This window comes from Thermomonas carbonis, from assembly GCF_014396975.1.
Lineage (GTDB): Bacteria > Pseudomonadota > Gammaproteobacteria > Xanthomonadales > Xanthomonadaceae > Thermomonas > Thermomonas carbonis.
Map to the genome: position 1 here is coordinate 2,096,140 of NZ_CP060719.1, position 16,805 is coordinate 2,112,944.

A 16,805-nucleotide genomic window follows, 5' to 3' on the forward strand; every position below is an offset into this window, starting at 1 on the left:
TCAGAAACGATCCGGATACAGGATCACGTAGAGCAGATAGGCGCAGGCCACGATCACCGCGACACCGCATACAAGCGCAAGCCAACCAGGCATCGTCCGCTCCTCAGAAAGACGCTTGCAGCGCGGCTTCGACGCGGCTGCCGGTGTAGTCGTCGCCGAAGATCGCCTTGGCGTTGTTGTCGGTGGCATGCACGGTCAGGCGCGCTTCGAGCGGGCCCTTGACGCCCCACACCGCGCTCAACCAGCCATGCGTGTAGCCGCTGCGCGCGACCACTGCGTCGTCGAGGAAGTAGTGCGCCGCACTGGCTTCCAGGCGCAGGCGTTCATTGATCGGGACCTTCGCGCCGACCAGCGCGTAGATGCCGTCGGCGTCGTAGCCAAGCGCTTCGTTCGAATAGCCGAACGAGGCCCAGTAATTGCCCTTCCAGGTCAGGGTGCCGTTGAGTTCGGTCCAGTCGAGGTCGACCGCGGTCGACGGATAGCGGTAGTGCAGGAGATTGGCATCGACCGCCCAATCCTCGGACAGGGCCTTGCCCCAGCCGACGGTGACATCCAGCTCGGTGTTGGCCTCGGATTCCGGCGCGAACTTGACGTTCGAGCCCCAGACCGAGGCATAAAAGCCGGCCGCGCCGGCGACCTTGAAACCGACCTGTACGGCGGGATCGCCCTGTGTCTGGGTGCTGCCGCGCCACACGTAGTCGGTGGTCAGCGTCGCATTGCCGTTGATGTCGGCGGCCTTCGCCTGCGAGCCGAAGGCCATCAGGCCGACGACGACGCACACGGCGGTGAAGAGGGGTGCGCGCGCTTCGCGTGCACGGAAGATGTTCTGTTTCATCCAGCAGCTAGGAATGGTCATCGAGGCCGGTCTGGCCACGACGCAATTCTCGGCAGCTGCCGCGTAAAACCTCTATTCGCCGGGCCGCGTGATCGCGTAAAGCTTGCGTAAAACCCCGATGAACCGATGTGCCGCACACATGGTGCGCACAAGATCGACGCGAGCCGTTACAGCATGTTGACCCGGAACTTGCGGCCCTTGATCTTGCCGGCGCGCAACTGCGCCAGCGCGTGCTTTGCCTGCGCGCGGGCGATGGCCACATAGCTGCGGGTGGCGAACACGTCGATCTTGCCGATCGCCTCCTTCGGCAAGCCGGCATCGCCGGTCAATGCGCCGACGATGTCGCCGGGTCGCAGCTTGTCGGTGCGGCCGGCATCGATGCGCAAGGTGATCATCGCCGCCTGCGGCACGCCGCGTGGCGGGCCGTCGAGCGGGGCGATGCGCTCGTAGCGGATCGGGTTGCCCTGGCGTTCCTCGACCAGCGCGGCGCGCCCGCGTTCCTGCGGCGCAACCAGGCTGAGGGCGAGGCCATCGCGCCCGGCGCGACCGGTGCGGCCGACGCGGTGCAGGTAGGTGTCCGCATCGGTGGGCAGTTCGTAGTTCACCACCGCGCCGATGTCGTCGATGTCGAGTCCGCGCGCGGCGACGTCGCTGGCGACCAGCACGCTGCAACTGCGGTTGGCGAAGCGCACCAGCACTTCGTCGCGGTCGCGCTGCTCCATGTCGCCGTGCAACGCGAGCGCAGTGAAACCGTAATGCGCCAGCGAGCCGACCACTTCCTCGGTGTCGCGGCGCATGTTGCAGAACACCACGGTGGATTCTGGCTTGAATTGCAGCAGCAACGCGGCCAGTTGCGGCGCGCGGCGAGCGGCGTCGACCTCGAAGAAATGCGCGCGGATCGCCGCCGGCTGTGCGCCGCCATCGACGCTCACTTCCAGCGGCTCGCGCAGCATTGCCTTCGCCAGCGTGCGGATGGTGTCCGGGAACGTGGCCGAGAACAGCAGGGTCTGCCGGTCCCTGGGCGTGCGTTTTACAAGTGCGCGGATCGGTTCGTCGAAGCCCATGTCGAGCATGCGGTCGGCTTCGTCGAGCACCAGCGTTTTCACCTTGCGCAGGTCCAGCGCCTCCTTCTGCACCAGCTCCAGCACGCGCCCGGGCGTACCGACCACCACGTGCGGCGCATGCGCGAGCGAGGCCAGTTGCGGCCCCAGCGGGATGCCGCCGCAGAGCACCGACAGCTTGAGGTTGGCGATGCCGGTGGCGAGCTTGCGCAACTGCTTGCCCACCTGGTCGGCCAGTTCGCGGGTGGGGCAGAGCACCAAGGCCTGCGTGCGCACCGCGGTGGCATCGATGCCCTGCAGCAGGCCCAGTCCGAAGGCCGCGGTCTTGCCGCTGCCGGTCGGTGCCTGTGCGATCAGGTCGCGGCCTTCGAGCACCGCCGGCAGGGCCTGCGCCTGGATCGGAGTCAAGGTGGTGTAGTCGAGTGCATCCAGTCCGGCTTGCAGGGACGGGTCGAGTGCCAGGTCGGCGAAGGTGCTGGGCGTGTTCATCCGTGCATGATCGCAGGTTCGCCGTGTCGATCCACGGCGCCGCCATGCGTCGCAGGTAACATCCGCCCGAACGCAAGGAGGCCTCATGCAACCGACACCCTCGCAAGACGCGCCCGCCGTCGATCTCGCTGCGCAATCGCTCTGGTCCAGCCTGCGCGAGGCGATCCGCGGCACCAATGCGGACTATACGAAGATCCCGTTGCGCCGCGCCGTGTTCCTGCTGGCAGTTCCGATGGTGCTCGAGCTGGTGCTGGAATCCACCTTCGCGGTGGTCGACATCTTCTTCGTGGCCAAGCTGGGGGCGTCGGCGGTGGCGACGGTCGGGCTGACCGAGAGCTACCTGTTCCTGTTGTATTCGCTGGCGATGGGGCTGGCGATGGCGGTCACCGCGGTGATCGCGCGGCGCGTCGGTGAAGGCAAGCAGGAGGAGGCCGCAGTTACCGCGGTGCAGGCGATCATCGTCGCGCTGCTGGTGTCGCTGTTGCCGGCGATCATCGGCATCGTCTACGCCCAGGACCTGCTGCGGCTGATGGGCGCGGACGCGTGGAGCATCGAGCACGGCTATCGCTACACGCAATGGATGCTCGGCGGCAACGCGGTGATCATGCTGCTGTTCGTGATCAACGCGATCTTCCGCGGCGCCGGTGATGCGGCCATCGCGATGCGCGTGCTGTGGGTCGCGAACGGCCTGAACATCGTGCTGGATCCGCTGCTGATCTTCGGCTGGGGACCGGTGCCGGCGATGGGCGTGGAGGGTGCGGCGATCGCCACCAACATCGGCCGTGGCGCGGGCGTGCTGATGCAGCTGTGGATCCTGTTCCGCGGCGGCCAGCACATCCGCGTGCTGGGCTCGCAACTCGCATGGCATGGCGCGGTGCTGTGGAACATCGTGCGCACCTCGCTGGGCGGGGTGGGGCAGATGCTGGTGGCGATGACCTCGTGGATCTTCCTGATGCGCATCCTCGCCAGCATCGGCAGCGAGGCGGTGGCCGGGGCGACCATCGCGATCCGGGTGATGATGTTCACGATGATGCCGGCCTGGGGCATGTCGAATGCCGCGGCCACGCTGGTCGGCCAGAACCTGGGCGCGCAGCAGCCGGAACGCGCCGAGGCCTCGGTCTGGCAGATCGGCTGGTACAACATGGCCTACCTGGTGATGGTCGCGGTGCTGTTCTTCGCGTTCCCGCAGGCGATCGTCGGCATCTTCAGCGCGGACGCGGGCGTGATCGCGGTCGGCGCGGAATGGCTGCGGATCCTGTCGTACTCGCTGTTCGTGTACGGCTGGTGGATGGTCAGCGTGCAGGCCTTCAACGGTGCCGGCGATACGACGACGCCGACCTGGATAAACGTGGTGTTCTTCTGGCTGATCCAGATCCCGCTGGCCTGGTACCTTGCCCTGCACCTGGGCCTGCAGGAAACCGGGGTGTTCTGGGCGGTGTTCGTGTCCGAAACCTCGGTGGGCTTGTTCACCCTGTGGCTGTTCTCGCGCGGGCGCTGGAAAGCGGCGCAGGTGTAGCGAGACTCCGGCTTCATTCAGGCTTGCCTGCTAGCCTCTGCCGAACCCCGCCGGCAGCGCCGCATGTCGCCCGTCCAACGACGCCATCGAATCCCCGCGCTGCTCGCGCTCTGCCTCGGCATCGCTTGCTTCTCGGGCTGCGAATCGCAGCGCACGCCGGAGCAGGTCCACGCCGAATTGCTGCGCAAGTTGCCGGCGACCTTGCATGACCGCGACGGCTGGGCGCGCGACATCCAGACCGCGTTCACCGCGCAGGACATCGATCCCAGCACCAGCAACCTGTGCGCGGTGCTGGCGGTGGTCGAACAGGAATCGACCTATCGCGCTGACCCGCCGGTGCCCGGCCTGGGCGGCATCGCCATCGGCGAGATCAAGCGCCGCGCCGCGGCGAAACGCGTGCCCGAATTCGCCATCGATGCGGCGCTGAAATTGCGCGCGCCCGATGGCCGCACCTATGCCGAGCGCCTGCAGGCCCTGCGCAGCGAGCGCGAAATGAGCGAGCTGTTCGAGGAGATGGTCGCGCGCTTGCCGCTGGGCAGCGGCAAGCTGCTGGCCGGTTTGAACCCGGTGCGCACCGGCGGGCCGATGCAGGTGCGGGTGGATTTCGCCGAGCGTCATGCGCGCGGCTATCCGTACACCGTCGAGGGTTCGATCCGCCATGAGGTGTTCAGTCGTCGCGGTGGGCTGTACTTCGGCATCAAGCACCTGCTGGGATACCCGGCCGACTACGACAAGCCGCTCCATCGATTCGCCGATTTCAACGCGGGCTGGCATGCCAGTCGCAACGCCGCCTTCCAGCAGGCGGCGGCGATCGCCAGCGGCAAGAAGCTGGTGCGCGATGGCGACCTGCTCACGCCGGGTGCGTCGATGCAAAAGCCCGGTGCGACCGAGGCCGCGTTGCGCAGCATCGACATGTTGCTGGGCATGGACGCCGCCGCGATCCGGGCTGATCTGAAGCGCGGGAACAGTGCCGGTTTCGATGAAACCGCGTTGTATCGCGCGGTCTTCGCGATCGCCGATCGCAAGGGCAGCGGCAAGCCGGTCGCGCGCGCGCGAGTGCCGGACATCGCCCTGGAAAGCCCCAAGATCACCCGGCCGCTCACGACGGCGTGGTTCGCCGGCCGGGTGGAATCGCGCTGGAACGCCTGCATGAAACGCTGATGCGGCTCAGCCGCCCGGTTGCAATCGCAACAGCATCAGCCCGTACACCAGCAGCGAGAACACCACGTAGGCGGCATCGACCAGGCGCTTGCGTTGCGGGTTGTTGCGGCTGCGGGTCACGTCGATCAGGAACTGCCGCAGCAGGAAGGTGTAAAGGATGTAGTAAAGGAACGGGATGACGTGGACCTGCCACGGATAGTCGTCGATGTGCTTGCCGAAGCGCGCCAGTATCCAGCCGATCTGCGCATGGATGCCGAGGATGCCCAGCGCGGCATTGACCAGCATCCACTGCACCTGGTCGCGGCCGAAGATCACCAGGTAGAACACCATGTACACGATGATGGCGATGCCACCATGCATGTACAGGAAGCTCAGGTCGGGACCGTCGGTCGCGTAGGCCATGAAGAAGCCCGACAGGCCGAACATCAGCATGTGGATGCCGAAGAACAGGTAGATGAACATGCCGGCCTGCTCGCGCATGCCCGGCAGGCCCTTCGATTCCGGTTGCTGTTGATCCTTCATTCGATCCTGCCCCTGCGTCGCTTCGTCAGGTAAACGCAGGCGGCCTTGCCTGCCGGCCTTGCAGGCCGATGCGCGGGGTCAGGGCAGAAGCAACTGCAGCAATGCGACCGCCACCGCGCTGGTCACCAGGAAGGCTGCACTCACTCGCGTGAGCGCGCTCCACCAGCCGATGTCGACAAGCGCACGATAAGCGCAGGTGCGCGCCCACAGGTACCAGAGGCAGCCGATCGCGATCAGGACGCCCCCTGCGGCTTGCGACCAGCCATGTTCCACGCGGGCGACCAGGATGCCGACCGACAGCATCAGCACGAAGGGCGAGACCAGGAAGGCCTGCACCGAGAACGGCGAGCGCAGGGTCTCGCGGGTGATGGCCTTGCCTTGCTGCTGCAGGATCGAGAGTGCGGCGACCAGCGCGAAGGCGCAGAACACCACACAGCGCGTCAGCAGGAGGGCTTGATCGCTGCCCAGCAGCAGTTGCGACACGGGTGTGTCGGTTTCCAGCGAAGGGACCCGCGACAGCATCTCCAGCCCGTGCGCGATGACCACCGACAGGATCAGCATCAGGACCGGGCTGATCGTTTCGGTGAACTGGCGCTCGGGTTCCTGCTGCAATTCGAGCTCGGTGTAACGCGCGATGGCGGCCGGATGCCGCAGTACCCGCCAGAACGTGCGCGGATAGAACACCAGCCAGCCGACCAGTTCGTAGAGGAATTCTTCAAGCGAGCGCAGGATCCGCATCAGGTCCATGCGCGGCTCCGGATCATGGCGGGACGTCGTGCGTGGATCATGCCGCTGGCGTGCAGCTCAGCTTGTTGCCGAAGAAGTCCACGCTGGCCTTGCCCTGGTGCTCCCAGAATTCCACGCCATCCGCCGCATAACGCGCGCCACTGGCGCTGGGCGCGGCCGGGACGATGGCCTGGTCGCTGCCCCAGGTCAGCACCGCCGCACGCGGCTCGTCGTTGTAGAAGGTGGCGGTGAAGGGCTTGCTGTTGTCGTCGCAGCGGAACTCGACCGCGGACGGGATCGTCACCAGGCCGTGCTGGATGCGCAGGTCGACGATCCGCTCGATGTAGGCCTCGCGCACGCAGGCCGGCTTGTCGTCGGCCTTCCAGCACTCGTCGCGGCCCTTGATCCAGCCGCGCTCGGTGGCATGCAGTGTCGCCTTGTCGCTCGCCTTGGCCAGCGCCCGGGCGAAGGTGTCGGCCAGCTGCACGTCGAGCGCTGCCAGCGCCGGATCCTTGCAGACCATCTGTTCGAATTCGCCGGTCGAGGTGCTGCAGTCGAAGCTGGGGGACACCGCGACTGCCGCAGCCGCATCGCTCGTGGCGGGCGGCGCCGGCCCGGATGCAGGCGCGGGTGGCGGGGATGCCGCATCGACGGGTGCGGCGCCTGGCGTTTCCGTGCCGGCGCTGCAGCCCGCAAGCAGGAAGATTGCGAAGGCGAATATTGGCGATGGCCGCGTCATGGGACGGCTCCCGGGGTCGGAGCAGGCAGCATAACGCGGCCGCGCAGGTCAGGCCTTGAGGTCGAGGGCGTTCTCGAACGTGCCGAAGATCATCCGCTTGCCGTCGAACGGCAACGGATTGTCCGCGCCCATCCGCGGGTCTTCCATCATCTTCTGCATGCCGGCGTCGCGGGTCGCCTTGTCCGGCCATTCGATCCACGAAAACATCACCGTCTCGTCGTCCTTCGCGTCGACCGCGCGGTAAAAGTCGGTGAGCTTGCCGTGCGGCACGTCCACGCCCCAGGCCTCGACCACGCGCAGCGCGCCGAACTCGATGAAGATCGGGTCGAAGCGCGCCGCATAGTCGATGACCTCCTGGCGTTTGGCGGTCGGGGCGGCAATCACGAAACCGTCGATGTAGCTCATGGGATTCTCCTTGGTGGTGGGCGGCCTGCCATGGCCGTCACGAGGACGTCGCGCGGGGAAGTGCGATTTCGACATGCCGCGGCGAAAGCCTGCGTGACAGTTGCGTTGGGTTCCGTTCGATGGCACCGCGCCCGGAAGTCGCAGGATGCTGTCGAATGGCCGCGCGTATGAACCTCAGGCGTCGTCGCGGCCTACGTAGTCGTCGAACACTCTCCTGCGCGACAACGGCATCCGCGCCTGTGCGAGCAAACCGACCGGGACGGTCTGGAGTTTCATCACCCCGTATTCGCTCGGCCACTGCCCGCGCGGCGGCAGCTTGAACGTGCCCATCAACCGATCCACCAATGGCAGGTGGATGGCGTAGTTCACGTCGATGTAGTCCGCGTGCCGTGCGTGGTGCCAGTGGTGATAGCGCGGGGTGACCAGGACCTGCTCCAGCCAGCCGAAGTCCAGCCGCAGATTGGCATGCGCCAGCACCGCCTGCAGGCCGACCAGGATCACGTAGCCATTGACCGCCGCCGGTGCGAAGCCGAGCACCACCAGTGGCATCAGGACCACGCTGCGGGTCAGCACGATCTCCAGCAGGTGCATGCGCGAGCCGGCCAGCCAATCCATGCGTCTGGTCGAGTGATGCACCGCATGGAAGCGCCAGAGCCATGGCGTGTTGTGGTACGCGCGATGCAGCAGCGCCTGCGCCAGGTCGGCCACGAACACCGCCAGCAGGAACTGCAGCCACACAGGCAGGGACTGGATGGCGTTTTTCACGGTCTGCGAGGCCACCAGCGCATCGACCATGCTGGTCGATGCGGTCACCGCAATGAGCACGAACTGCACCAGCACGTGGCCGATGAAGAAATAGGCCAGGTCCGTGCGCCATTCCGCGCGCAGCGGCGACATCGGCAGCACCGGCAGCATCCGTTCGATCGGGATGAACACCAGCGCGGAGAAGAACAGCGAGATCACGAACCAGTCCAGCCCCAGCGAGAACGGGGTGGAGTCGATCGCATCGAAATGCACGGTGGCACCGCCGAGCACGACGGCAATGGCTGCGCTGCCGACACCGAGCATCGCCACCCGCCGATTGCGCCCGCGCAGGATCGCGAAGGTGCCGGTGAGGAAGGCCGCGACCAGTCCGGACAGCAGCAGATGGCGCGCGAAGACCTCGCTGTAGACCGCGCGGAAATCGCGGCTGGTCAGCAGCTCCGGAAAGTGGAAGCAGAGCACGCCCAGCAGCGCCGACAGGCCGAGGCCGGCCGAGATATGGGCCAGCCAGGAACGTGATGGGGGCGAGGCCGGCGCGCTGGTCATCGATGCACCCTAGCGGGCGTCTGCATCGCCGACAACATCACGCCCGTCACGGCGTGGTTCATCGCCGGTTCCGTGGATCGGCCTGAATGCGCCCTAGACTGAGCCATCCCCGCCGCCCCCACGGTTCGATGCGCCTCCACTGGATCCTGATCGCGCTTTGCCTGCTGGCCAGTGCCTGCAGCCGCCAACCCGGCCCGACCCTGACCAGCGCGAACGCGGAGGCGGAGCTGGACAGCGGGCCGGTGGTACAGCGCAAGCCACAGGATGCGATCGACTGGTCGCCGGTGCGGCTGGAGGCCGGCGATGCCTGGATCGATTGCAGTGCCGACTACACCCTCGGCGGCGGTCGGCCGTTGCTGTCGCTGGCCTACGAAGACCTGCGCCGCAGCCTGCAGGATTGCCGCGCCACCGGCTTGATGCGGCTGCGCTACAAGGGCAAGGTCACCGCCAGTTTCGCCGCGCTGATGGAACGCAGCGGCAAGGTGGCCGGCGACCTCGGCATCGGCAAGCGCATCCTCGATATCGATTCCGCCGGCGGTCACGTGGAGGCCGCGATCCGCGCCGGCGATGCCATCGGCGAGAACGACTGGACGATCTGGGTGCGCGGCGATTCCGCCTGCCACAGCGCCTGCGTGCTGCTGCTGGCGGCGGGCGACATGCGGGTCATCGCCGGGCCGATCGGCATCCACCGGATGATCCGCCTGCGCTCGTCGGCGACCTCGCGCAAGGAGCTCGGCGAGGAGCTGCGCACGGTCAGCGACGAGCTGCGCAATTACCTGGAACGCAACGGCGCGTCCGACAAGGTCTACGACCTGATGACCACGGTGCCCAATCGCACCCTGCGCATCCTCAGCGTCGAGGAGCTCGACCAGTACGGCCTGTCCGGCGCGAACGCGGTGGAGGACGACCTCAACCGCATCCGCTTGGCACGGCGCTGCGGCACCGATTTCCTGCAACGCCGCGATGCCTTCCGCCGCGCTTACGACGCGCATTGCGCGCAGGCCGTCGATGGCGAAACCCAGGACGTCGATCAGATGAACGACTGCGGCCTGGCGCTGCGCGGGCGCTTCGGTTTTCCCGGCGAGCAATGCGCCGACGAAAGCCCGATGGCCGAACTGGATGGCGCGATTCTGATGCCGCGCATTGCGCAGGATGTGCCGGAAGAGGCACCCCCGGACCCCACGCCCACCGAGCAGCAATCGCCTGCGCCCGCCACCGGCAATGCCAAGCCCGCCAGGGCGGTGCGGGTTGCGCCCGACTCGGACGACGCCCCGACACCGCACGGTCCGTCCGCCGGCGAGGATCCCGCCGCCGAGGCAACCGAGGAAGCGGCCGCCGCCGAGCCGGACGATGTCTTGCCGGATTGAGTGGTGATCGCCGGAGCGAACCGGTGTCGGGTTGAACGAACTATTGGCGCTCACCGACCTCGGCGAAGATTCGTCTCAACTCGGTGAATGACCCGTCTTGAGCCAGTGATGCATGGCTGGCTGCGTCCGAGACTCTCCATTCGTGTCTGGGCAAACGGCCCACGAGATCCCGGATGCTCTGGATGGGCGCATTCTCGTCACCTTCGCCGTGATGGACGTACACCATCGGTGCGTTGGCATACGGGATCGAGTCCCATGGCCCCAGAAGCACCTTGAAGTCAGCCCATGCGCCATGCGCCAGATCGCGGGGTAGGCCCCAGGTACCGAGCGTCTCCATCGCATCCTCGTGGCTGTTTGTGGCGAAAAGTTCGAGGAGTTGACGCGTTGGCGGCGATGTCACCGTGCGGGTGAACGTTTCCGGAGTGCCCATGGATGCCAGCAAGTAACACCCCATGACCAAGCCGGGGTTGTTGCACGAGAAGTGCAGTGCGAATGGCCCTCCGCCGCTACCGCCCATGACATGACAACTGTCGATGCGGTTGGCGTTCAAGTACTGCCGGGTTCGCCGTGTACAGACGTCGAACGAAGGCTGGCATTCGTCGACGTCGTACCAGGGGCGTGTCGGGCAAATCAGTCGAACGTTCAGTTGATTCGCCAGTTCGGAGAACTCACTCCCGGCTTCGCCCCGTTGCGGTGTTCCCATGAAAAACACGAGAGGGACTCCCGCCTTGTTGCCGAACTCATGGAATTTCATGAAGCCTGCTCTTGTCTTCGATCAAGGCCCGTTCGATTGCTGATGCGGTGGTGCCCGGGAGCAGGGCAAGCGATAGAACGGGGGAACCGCGAACAGGCATCACGTCACTCCTTGGCGGTCTGGCGCAGCGTCGATGCCAGCGGCAACAGCCATGCGGCCTGCAAGGCCGTCGCCAGCAAGATGCCCTCGACGTCGAGTTGCAGCAGGCCGGACAGGATGCCGGCCACCTGCACGATGCCGATCGCCACGCCCAGCGCCGCAAGCCACTTCTTGCCGCGACGACGCAGCGCCAGGCTCCACAGCATGAAGGCGATACCGGTCGCGACGACCGCGCAGGTCGCAAACGCCTGGTTGATGTCGTGGGTGAAGTGGAGCAGGGAGGCGTCCGGCGTTGCGCCGCCGGACAGCAGGCGCGGCGCGACGAAACCGCTCATCATCGCCGCGACCAGGTTGCAGGTGCTGGCTAGCAGATAGATGGCGAAGGCCAGCGACGCCGTCGCCGACCAGCGCAGCCACGCGCACAACCCGGCCAGGCCGGTCGCCAGTAACGGAAGGCAAGCGATGGCGATGCCGTGCACCAGGGTGTTGACCGCCCGCATGCGGCCGTCCGGATCGTCGGCGAGCTCGTGGCCGGTGGGATGCATGACCAGCACCAGCAGCGGCAACAGCACGCCGGTCATCAGCAAGGCAGCGGATTGGCGAGGCTGGATCATGGTCGTGGCTTCTCCTTTGGTCGACGTCGGATGGTGCCGTCTCAACGCGCCGCTTCCAGTCCGCGCGGCTTGCGTCGTCCGTTGATCCACGCACCGATCCAGGTGTTGCGCACCAGCAGGTCGTAACTGGGCAACAGGATCGCCAGCGTCGCCACCAGCACCAGCGCGAACTCCGCGAACCACGGCCACTCCACCCGCGACATCGCGACCTGCAAGGCCATCACCAGCGGCAAGTGGGCGATGTAGATCCAGTACGACGCATCGGCCAGGTAGCGGCGCAGCGGACTGTGGCCGGACAGGAAACGCAGACCCAGGCCGACGATCGCGAAGGTCCAGCTCCAGGCCGCGACGGCGTAGGCGATCGCATAGGCGATGTCGGCGATCTCGCGCGTGGTCGGGACCAGCTTCGGTGCCAGCCCGACATGGAGCAGGCAACCGACGGTGGCCGAGATCGCGATGGACAGGTGCAGCGGCCAGTGCGCCGCCCAACGCTGCAACAGCGCTTGTTGTCGATGCAGCAGCCAGCCGAAGCCGAACGCGCTGCCGAACGCGACGCACGCGGCCAGGCTGGGATACAGCGACTGGTCGGGGGTGGGAATGCCGAACCACGCGAACCATTTCGGATGGGTGATCAGTGCTGCAGCCAACGGCAACGCGAGCAGCAGCGGGCCGACCGGCGACGCCAGCACACGCACGGCGGTATCGGCCACATGCTGCGCGAATGCACTGCGGCCCAGCGTGACGCGCACGATCAGCGCAGCGATGTAGCAGAGCAGCAGCACGTACAGGAACCACAGATGGGTCAGCGGGAAATTCCGCGGCGACAGTGGTGGCGTTGGCGGCGCGGGCGGCATGCTGCCGTTGTTGACCAGCCAGGCATTCCAGGCGATGACCGCGACGATCGCCATCAGCATCGGGAACCACAGCGAGGCCAGCGGAATCGCGATGCGGCGGGCACGATCGCGCATGAAACCGAGGCTGCCCAGCCGCTCGCAGGCCATCCGCGCGAACAGGCCGGCGACCAGGAAGAACAGCAGCATGCGGAACATGTGCGGCACGTAGAACAGCAGGCCGGCGAATTCGCCGGGCGAGGCGTCGCTGACGACCCAGAAATATTGCGCGCCGGGGATCCAGGCCATGCTGGCATGCACGACCAGGCCGAGCAGCAAGGCGATGGCGCGGACCGCGTCCAGGCCATGCAGGCGTTCGCGGGGCGGGTGGGCAAGGGCAGCTTGCATCGGGTGTTCTCCGGATTCGGGATGTGCAGGGCCGCGCCGCAAGCGCTGGGCTTGCGACCGGGGTCGGTTGTTCAAAGGGAGGCCGGTCGTGCCGGCTCCGGAAGACGCGATGGATCAGGAGGACATGCAGCGTCGTTGCCGGACGCCGCAGGCCGGGCTCACTCGCGCTCGAAGCGCTCCAGGTCCTCGTACACGCGCAGGCTGCGGCGGATGCCGTCGGCGCCGTCGTCCATCCGCGCCAGCGGGTCGCGCGGACCGCGGGTGCCGCGTGCCGCCCACAGCCAGGTGGCCAGGGTTCCGATGGTGCCGATCACCAGGCTGATCCAGATCCAGGTCGGCGTGGGTGCCGGCACGCGCTCCGGCGACAGGCCGGCGAAGCCGATCACCACCAGCACCCAAAGGACCCACCACGGTGCGCCGCACAGGTTGGAATTCAGCACCTGCACGCGCAGCAGCAGGCGCAGCCGCTTCTGGATGGCCAGGACCGGCAAGGCATAGTCGAGCGTGGTCGCCAGCCCGCTGACGATGCCGGCCAGGGCGATATGCAGGATGCCGAACGCATGCAGGGCGATGCCAGCGGCGAGCAGGCCCGGCACGTCGAGGTTGTTGTGCCAGCAGCCCACGCCTAGCAGCACCAGTCCGATGCCGAGCATGGCCTGCAGGGCCATGCCGAACAGCAGCGGACGTAGGTTGCGGCGCGCCTGCGCCTGTTTCTGCCCGCGCAGCAGTTCCAGTTGCAGTGCGTCCTGGCGGGCCAGGCGGGCGTCCAGCGTCTGCCAGGCGGATTTGATGTCGTCGAGGTCCATGGTCATGTCCATTGTCGTGTTCGGGTCCGATGTCGGAGAGGTCACAGCTCGTCGCGCAGGCGTTGTTTCAGCCGGCCGATCTTGGTGGAGACATTGGCTTCGCTGATGCCCAGGATCTCGGCGATCTCGCGTTGCGGGCGTTCGTCCAGGTAGAGCAGAAGCAGGGCGCGTTCCAGCGGTGGCTGGCGGGCGATGAAAGCCTGCAGCAGGCGCAGGTGCTGTTCGGATTCGTGGTCCGGGGCGAGTGCACCGGCCATGTCGTGCAGGTCTTCGTCCAGCGGCACCGCGTCGTGGCGATTGCGCAGCGCCTGCACGCGCACGTGGCTGATCGCGACGTTCAACGCGACCCGGTACATCCACGTGCTGACGCTGCGCGCCGTGTCGTATTTCGGCCAGGCATGCCACAGCTGTGCGGCGATCTCCTGCGCCAGATCAGCGCGATCTTCCGGCAGGCGCGCATAGGTATTGGCGACCTTGAACACGATGCCCGCATGCTGTTGCAGCACGCTGGAAAAGGCCTGGTGGCGATCGTTCCCGGTCATTGCGGCGATGGTCTCCATGGCGTCCCCGGTGCGTCCGTCGCACCCCTCGACACCATGTTTCGCGTCAGCGCGCGGAATCTCACACGGAGACCATGAAAAAAATCAGGTGGCCACGACCCGGATCACCACGTCGTCGACGCGAACCTGTTGCCCGGCACGAATTTTCGCGGTCTTGCGCAGTTCGGTGGTGCCGTCGACCTCCACTGCGCCGGTGGCAACCAGTTGTTTGCCGGCACCGCCGCTGTCGCACAGGCCGACCAGCTTCAACAACTGGTTGAGTTCGACGAAGTCGCGGTCGAGTTCGAAATCGATGTTCTGCATGAGTGCTCCTGATCAGGGCAGCGCGACGCGCGCGCGCTGCCCCTCGCGTTCCACCACCACGCCATCGCGCTCGATGGCGATGACCTGCACCTCGCCGTTGCGGTCGCCCTCTGCCATGCGCTGGCCGTTGAGGATCACGAAGCGCTTGTCCGCGCTGGTGTCCCACATGTGCATGCTCAGCTTCACGCCGGACATCGACGTCGCCGTGGGCGCGGGCGCAGGTGGCGGAATGATCACTGGCTCCGGCGACACGCCGCGGGCAGGTGTCGGCGTCGGCGGTGGGATCGCCGCGACGGTGGGGGCGACCACATCACGTTGCGGCGTTTCCGTCGCTTGTGCGGGTGCTGTCATCGCGGGCGCGTCAACCGGTGCGCGCGGCACGACTGCCGGTGCCGCCGCCACGGGTGCGGGTTCGACGATGGCAGCATCGATCGGCGGTGTTGCGGGTTGCGCCGCATCGCGATGCCCGGCCAGCCACCATGCCAGTGCACCCACGACGATCGCGGCGAGCAAGGCTGGCCATAGCCATGCGGGCGTGGCATTGCGGGCGCGCAGCGGTGCCGGCGGGAGCTCCATCGCCACGTCGGGCGTGTTGCCGCGACGGCGTTCGGCTTCCGATTTGCGCAGGGCTTCGAGGATCAGCGACATCGGGTCAGTCCAGGACGCGGAGCAGGCGTGGGCCGGGTGGATCGTCGGCCAGTGCCATCAGGGTGAGCGGGCCGGCGATGCCGTCCGCGGGCAGGCCGCGTGCGTCCTGCAACTGCCGCACGGACGCGCGCAGCGCATCGTTGTAGGGCACGCCGGGCGCGACATTGCCGGTGGGCGAGAGTTGCTGGCGAACCCAGTCGACCGCCGGGCCGGTGCTGTCGGGGCGCAGCGGCGCGGACAATATCGCCGGGCCGCGCCACAGGCCGGCGTAGTCGCCATTCCAGCGCGACTGCAGCACCACCCGGTCGAGGTCGATCGTGCGCGTGCCGATGCGCAAGCGCGCGTTGCGTGCGTCCGCACCCAGCAGCACCGCCCATGCGCGCGCGCGACCGTCCTGCAGGCGCAGCAGGATCGGGCGGTCGAGCGCGAGCAGGGTGTCGAGCCGCGCGCGGCCCTGCACGCAATGGACCTCGGCCTGCGCGATGGGCGTGCACGGGCCCGCGGGATCGACGGTGATGGCGTCCGCCAGCAGCGACCACAGGCCGAGCAGGTGTTGCCAGGCCGGCAGCGGCGTGTCGCCGGTTGCGCCCAGGAGTTGCGCGAGCGCCGCGGCATCGAGGGTGTCGACCGTGGCAAGCGATGCGGCGGGGGTGGTCGATGCCACGCGCGTGGCTGCCGGCGCAGCAGTGTCCACGGCGGATCGGTCGCGCCAGGCCCAGCCCGCGACCAGCGCGATCGCGATGACGCCAACCGCGGCCGCCAGCCACGGCCAACTGCGACGCGCCAGCACTGGCGGCAACACTTCATCGGCAGCGGCATCGACCAGTTTCGCGTCGATGAGGGTGGCGTCGCGTGCGTAGCCCGCGAGCAGCGCGCGTTCGGCGATCACGTTGACCAGCCGCGGCACGCCGCCCGCGCGCGCATGCAGGCGCTGCACCGCGCCGGCATCGAACGGGAAACGGGTACCGCCGGCCACGCGCCAGCGATGGCGCAGGTAGGCCCTGGTGTCTTTCGCATCGAGCGGAGTCAGGTGGAAGCGCGCGGTGATGCGCTGGGCGAGCTGGCGGAGCTCCGGCCTGGCCACCATCTCGCGCAGTTCCGGCTGGCCGAGCAGCAGGATCTGCAGCAGTTTCTGGGTGTCGGTTTCCAGGTTGGTCAGCAGGCGCACCTGCTCGAGTGCATCGGCCGGGAGGTTCTGCGCTTCATCAATCAGCAACACGACGCGCAGGCCTTGGGCGTAAGCGTCGAGCAGGTAGACATTGAGCGCATCGACCAATGCTTTCGCCGAACCGCGCTTTCCTTCGATATCGATGCGGAGTTCTTCGCAGATCGACTCAAGCAGTTCGATCGCGTTCTGACGCGGATTCAGCACCAGCGCGATCCGCGCGTTCTCGGGGAGTTGCTCCAGCAGCAGGCGGCTGAGCGTGGTCTTGCCGGTGCCGACCTCGCCGGTGAGCTGGACGAAGCCGCCGCCGCCGCCCTTGTCGATCCCGAACAGCAGGTGCGCGAGTGCGTCGCGGTGGCGCTCGCTGAGATGCACGAAGCGCGGGTCCGGCGTGATCGAGAACGGCGCTTCGTGCAGGCCGTAGTAGCCGAGATACATGCGGTGGGCGTCGACGGGGAAGCCGCTAGCCTGCCATGGCACGCGTCGCTA

The 16,805-nt window shown here is 67.2% G+C and carries 19 protein-coding genes; 3 read left to right on the forward strand and 16 right to left on the reverse strand.

Translation table 11 applies throughout. The features are described from left to right. From H9L16_RS09630 to dbpA, 3 genes are all read right to left on the reverse strand, one after another. Complete coding sequence (locus H9L16_RS09630) at positions 1-93, reverse strand: potassium-transporting ATPase subunit F (RefSeq protein ID WP_187551504.1); 93 nt, start codon at positions 91-93, stop codon at positions 1-3. A gap of 10 nt (positions 94-103) precedes the next feature. Further along, on the reverse strand, positions 104-874 hold the full coding sequence (locus H9L16_RS09635) for a TorF family putative porin (RefSeq protein ID WP_233449382.1): 771 nt from the start codon (positions 872-874) through the stop codon (positions 104-106). Between the two features lie 128 nt (positions 875-1,002). Further along, the gene (gene dbpA / locus H9L16_RS09640) at positions 1,003-2,385 is read right to left on the reverse strand and encodes an ATP-dependent RNA helicase DbpA (protein WP_187551505.1); all 1,383 of its coding nucleotides are present in this window, start codon (positions 2,383-2,385) and stop codon (positions 1,003-1,005) included. Positions 2,386-2,470: 85 nt separating this feature from the next. On the opposite strand from dbpA, the gene H9L16_RS09645 reads away from it, so the two are divergent. Then, positions 2,471-3,901, forward strand: a complete 1,431-nt coding sequence (locus H9L16_RS09645; RefSeq protein WP_187551506.1) for an MATE family efflux transporter — start codon at positions 2,471-2,473, stop codon at positions 3,899-3,901. A gap of 63 nt (positions 3,902-3,964) precedes the next feature. Next, entirely contained in the window at positions 3,965-5,062 is a 1,098-nt protein-coding gene (locus tag H9L16_RS09650) for a DUF1615 domain-containing protein (protein ID WP_187551507.1), read from the forward strand. 6 nt (positions 5,063-5,068) lie between these two features. On the opposite strand, the gene H9L16_RS09655 is transcribed toward H9L16_RS09650, so the two are convergent. The 5 genes from H9L16_RS09655 to H9L16_RS09675 form a co-directional block, all read right to left on the reverse strand. Beyond that, the gene (locus H9L16_RS09655; protein ID WP_187551508.1) at positions 5,069-5,584 is read right to left on the reverse strand and encodes a hypothetical protein; all 516 of its coding nucleotides are present in this window, start codon (positions 5,582-5,584) and stop codon (positions 5,069-5,071) included. A 78-nt stretch (positions 5,585-5,662) separates the two neighbouring features. Beyond that, a complete protein-coding gene (locus tag H9L16_RS09660) occupies positions 5,663-6,331 on the reverse strand; it encodes an MFS transporter permease (RefSeq protein WP_187551509.1) in 669 nt (222 codons plus the stop codon). A gap of 37 nt (positions 6,332-6,368) precedes the next feature. Continuing rightward, entirely contained in the window at positions 6,369-6,881 is a 513-nt protein-coding gene (locus H9L16_RS09665; protein ID WP_187551510.1) for an MliC family protein, read from the reverse strand. A 216-nt stretch (positions 6,882-7,097) separates the two neighbouring features. Beyond that, positions 7,098-7,454, reverse strand: a complete 357-nt coding sequence (locus H9L16_RS09670; RefSeq protein ID WP_187551511.1) for a DUF1428 domain-containing protein — start codon at positions 7,452-7,454, stop codon at positions 7,098-7,100. Positions 7,455-7,628: 174 nt separating this feature from the next. Continuing rightward, a complete protein-coding gene (locus H9L16_RS09675) occupies positions 7,629-8,762 on the reverse strand; it encodes a sterol desaturase family protein (protein WP_187551512.1) in 1,134 nt (377 codons plus the stop codon). A gap of 128 nt (positions 8,763-8,890) precedes the next feature. On the opposite strand from H9L16_RS09675, the gene H9L16_RS09680 reads away from it, so the two are divergent. Next, positions 8,891-10,129, forward strand: a complete 1,239-nt coding sequence (locus H9L16_RS09680) for a hypothetical protein (RefSeq protein ID WP_187551513.1) — start codon at positions 8,891-8,893, stop codon at positions 10,127-10,129. A 40-nt stretch (positions 10,130-10,169) separates the two neighbouring features. On the opposite strand, the gene H9L16_RS09685 is transcribed toward H9L16_RS09680, so the two are convergent. The 8 genes from H9L16_RS09685 to H9L16_RS09720 all read right to left on the reverse strand — a co-directional run bounded on the left by H9L16_RS09685 (position 10,170) and on the right by H9L16_RS09720 (position 16,754). Beyond that, positions 10,170-10,883 (reverse strand): alpha/beta fold hydrolase, encoded by a 714-nt coding sequence (locus tag H9L16_RS09685; RefSeq protein ID WP_187551514.1) that lies wholly within the window; start codon positions 10,881-10,883, stop codon positions 10,170-10,172. Between the two features lie 104 nt (positions 10,884-10,987). Beyond that, positions 10,988-11,596: a hypothetical protein gene (locus H9L16_RS09690; RefSeq protein WP_187551515.1), complete on the reverse strand. Its 609-nt coding sequence runs from the start codon at positions 11,594-11,596 to the stop codon at positions 10,988-10,990. 41 nt (positions 11,597-11,637) lie between these two features. Then, entirely contained in the window at positions 11,638-12,834 is a 1,197-nt protein-coding gene (locus tag H9L16_RS09695) for an acyltransferase family protein (protein ID WP_187551516.1), read from the reverse strand. Between the two features lie 158 nt (positions 12,835-12,992). Beyond that, positions 12,993-13,646 carry a hypothetical protein gene (locus H9L16_RS09700; protein WP_187551517.1) on the reverse strand — a complete coding sequence of 218 codons (654 nt, stop codon included), beginning with the start codon at positions 13,644-13,646 and terminating at the stop codon, positions 12,993-12,995. 35 nt (positions 13,647-13,681) lie between these two features. Beyond that, positions 13,682-14,182 (reverse strand): sigma-70 family RNA polymerase sigma factor, encoded by a 501-nt coding sequence (locus H9L16_RS09705; protein ID WP_229796605.1) that lies wholly within the window; start codon positions 14,180-14,182, stop codon positions 13,682-13,684. Between the two features lie 102 nt (positions 14,183-14,284). Beyond that, positions 14,285-14,503 (reverse strand): RNA-binding S4 domain-containing protein, encoded by a 219-nt coding sequence (locus H9L16_RS09710; protein WP_187551519.1) that lies wholly within the window; start codon positions 14,501-14,503, stop codon positions 14,285-14,287. Between the two features lie 12 nt (positions 14,504-14,515). Beyond that, positions 14,516-15,151 (reverse strand): general secretion pathway protein GspB, encoded by a 636-nt coding sequence (locus H9L16_RS09715; RefSeq protein WP_187551520.1) that lies wholly within the window; start codon positions 15,149-15,151, stop codon positions 14,516-14,518. Between the two features lie 4 nt (positions 15,152-15,155). Next, positions 15,156-16,754: an ExeA family protein gene (locus tag H9L16_RS09720; RefSeq protein ID WP_187551521.1), complete on the reverse strand. Its 1,599-nt coding sequence runs from the start codon at positions 16,752-16,754 to the stop codon at positions 15,156-15,158. Between the last annotated feature and the right edge of the window lie 51 nt (positions 16,755-16,805).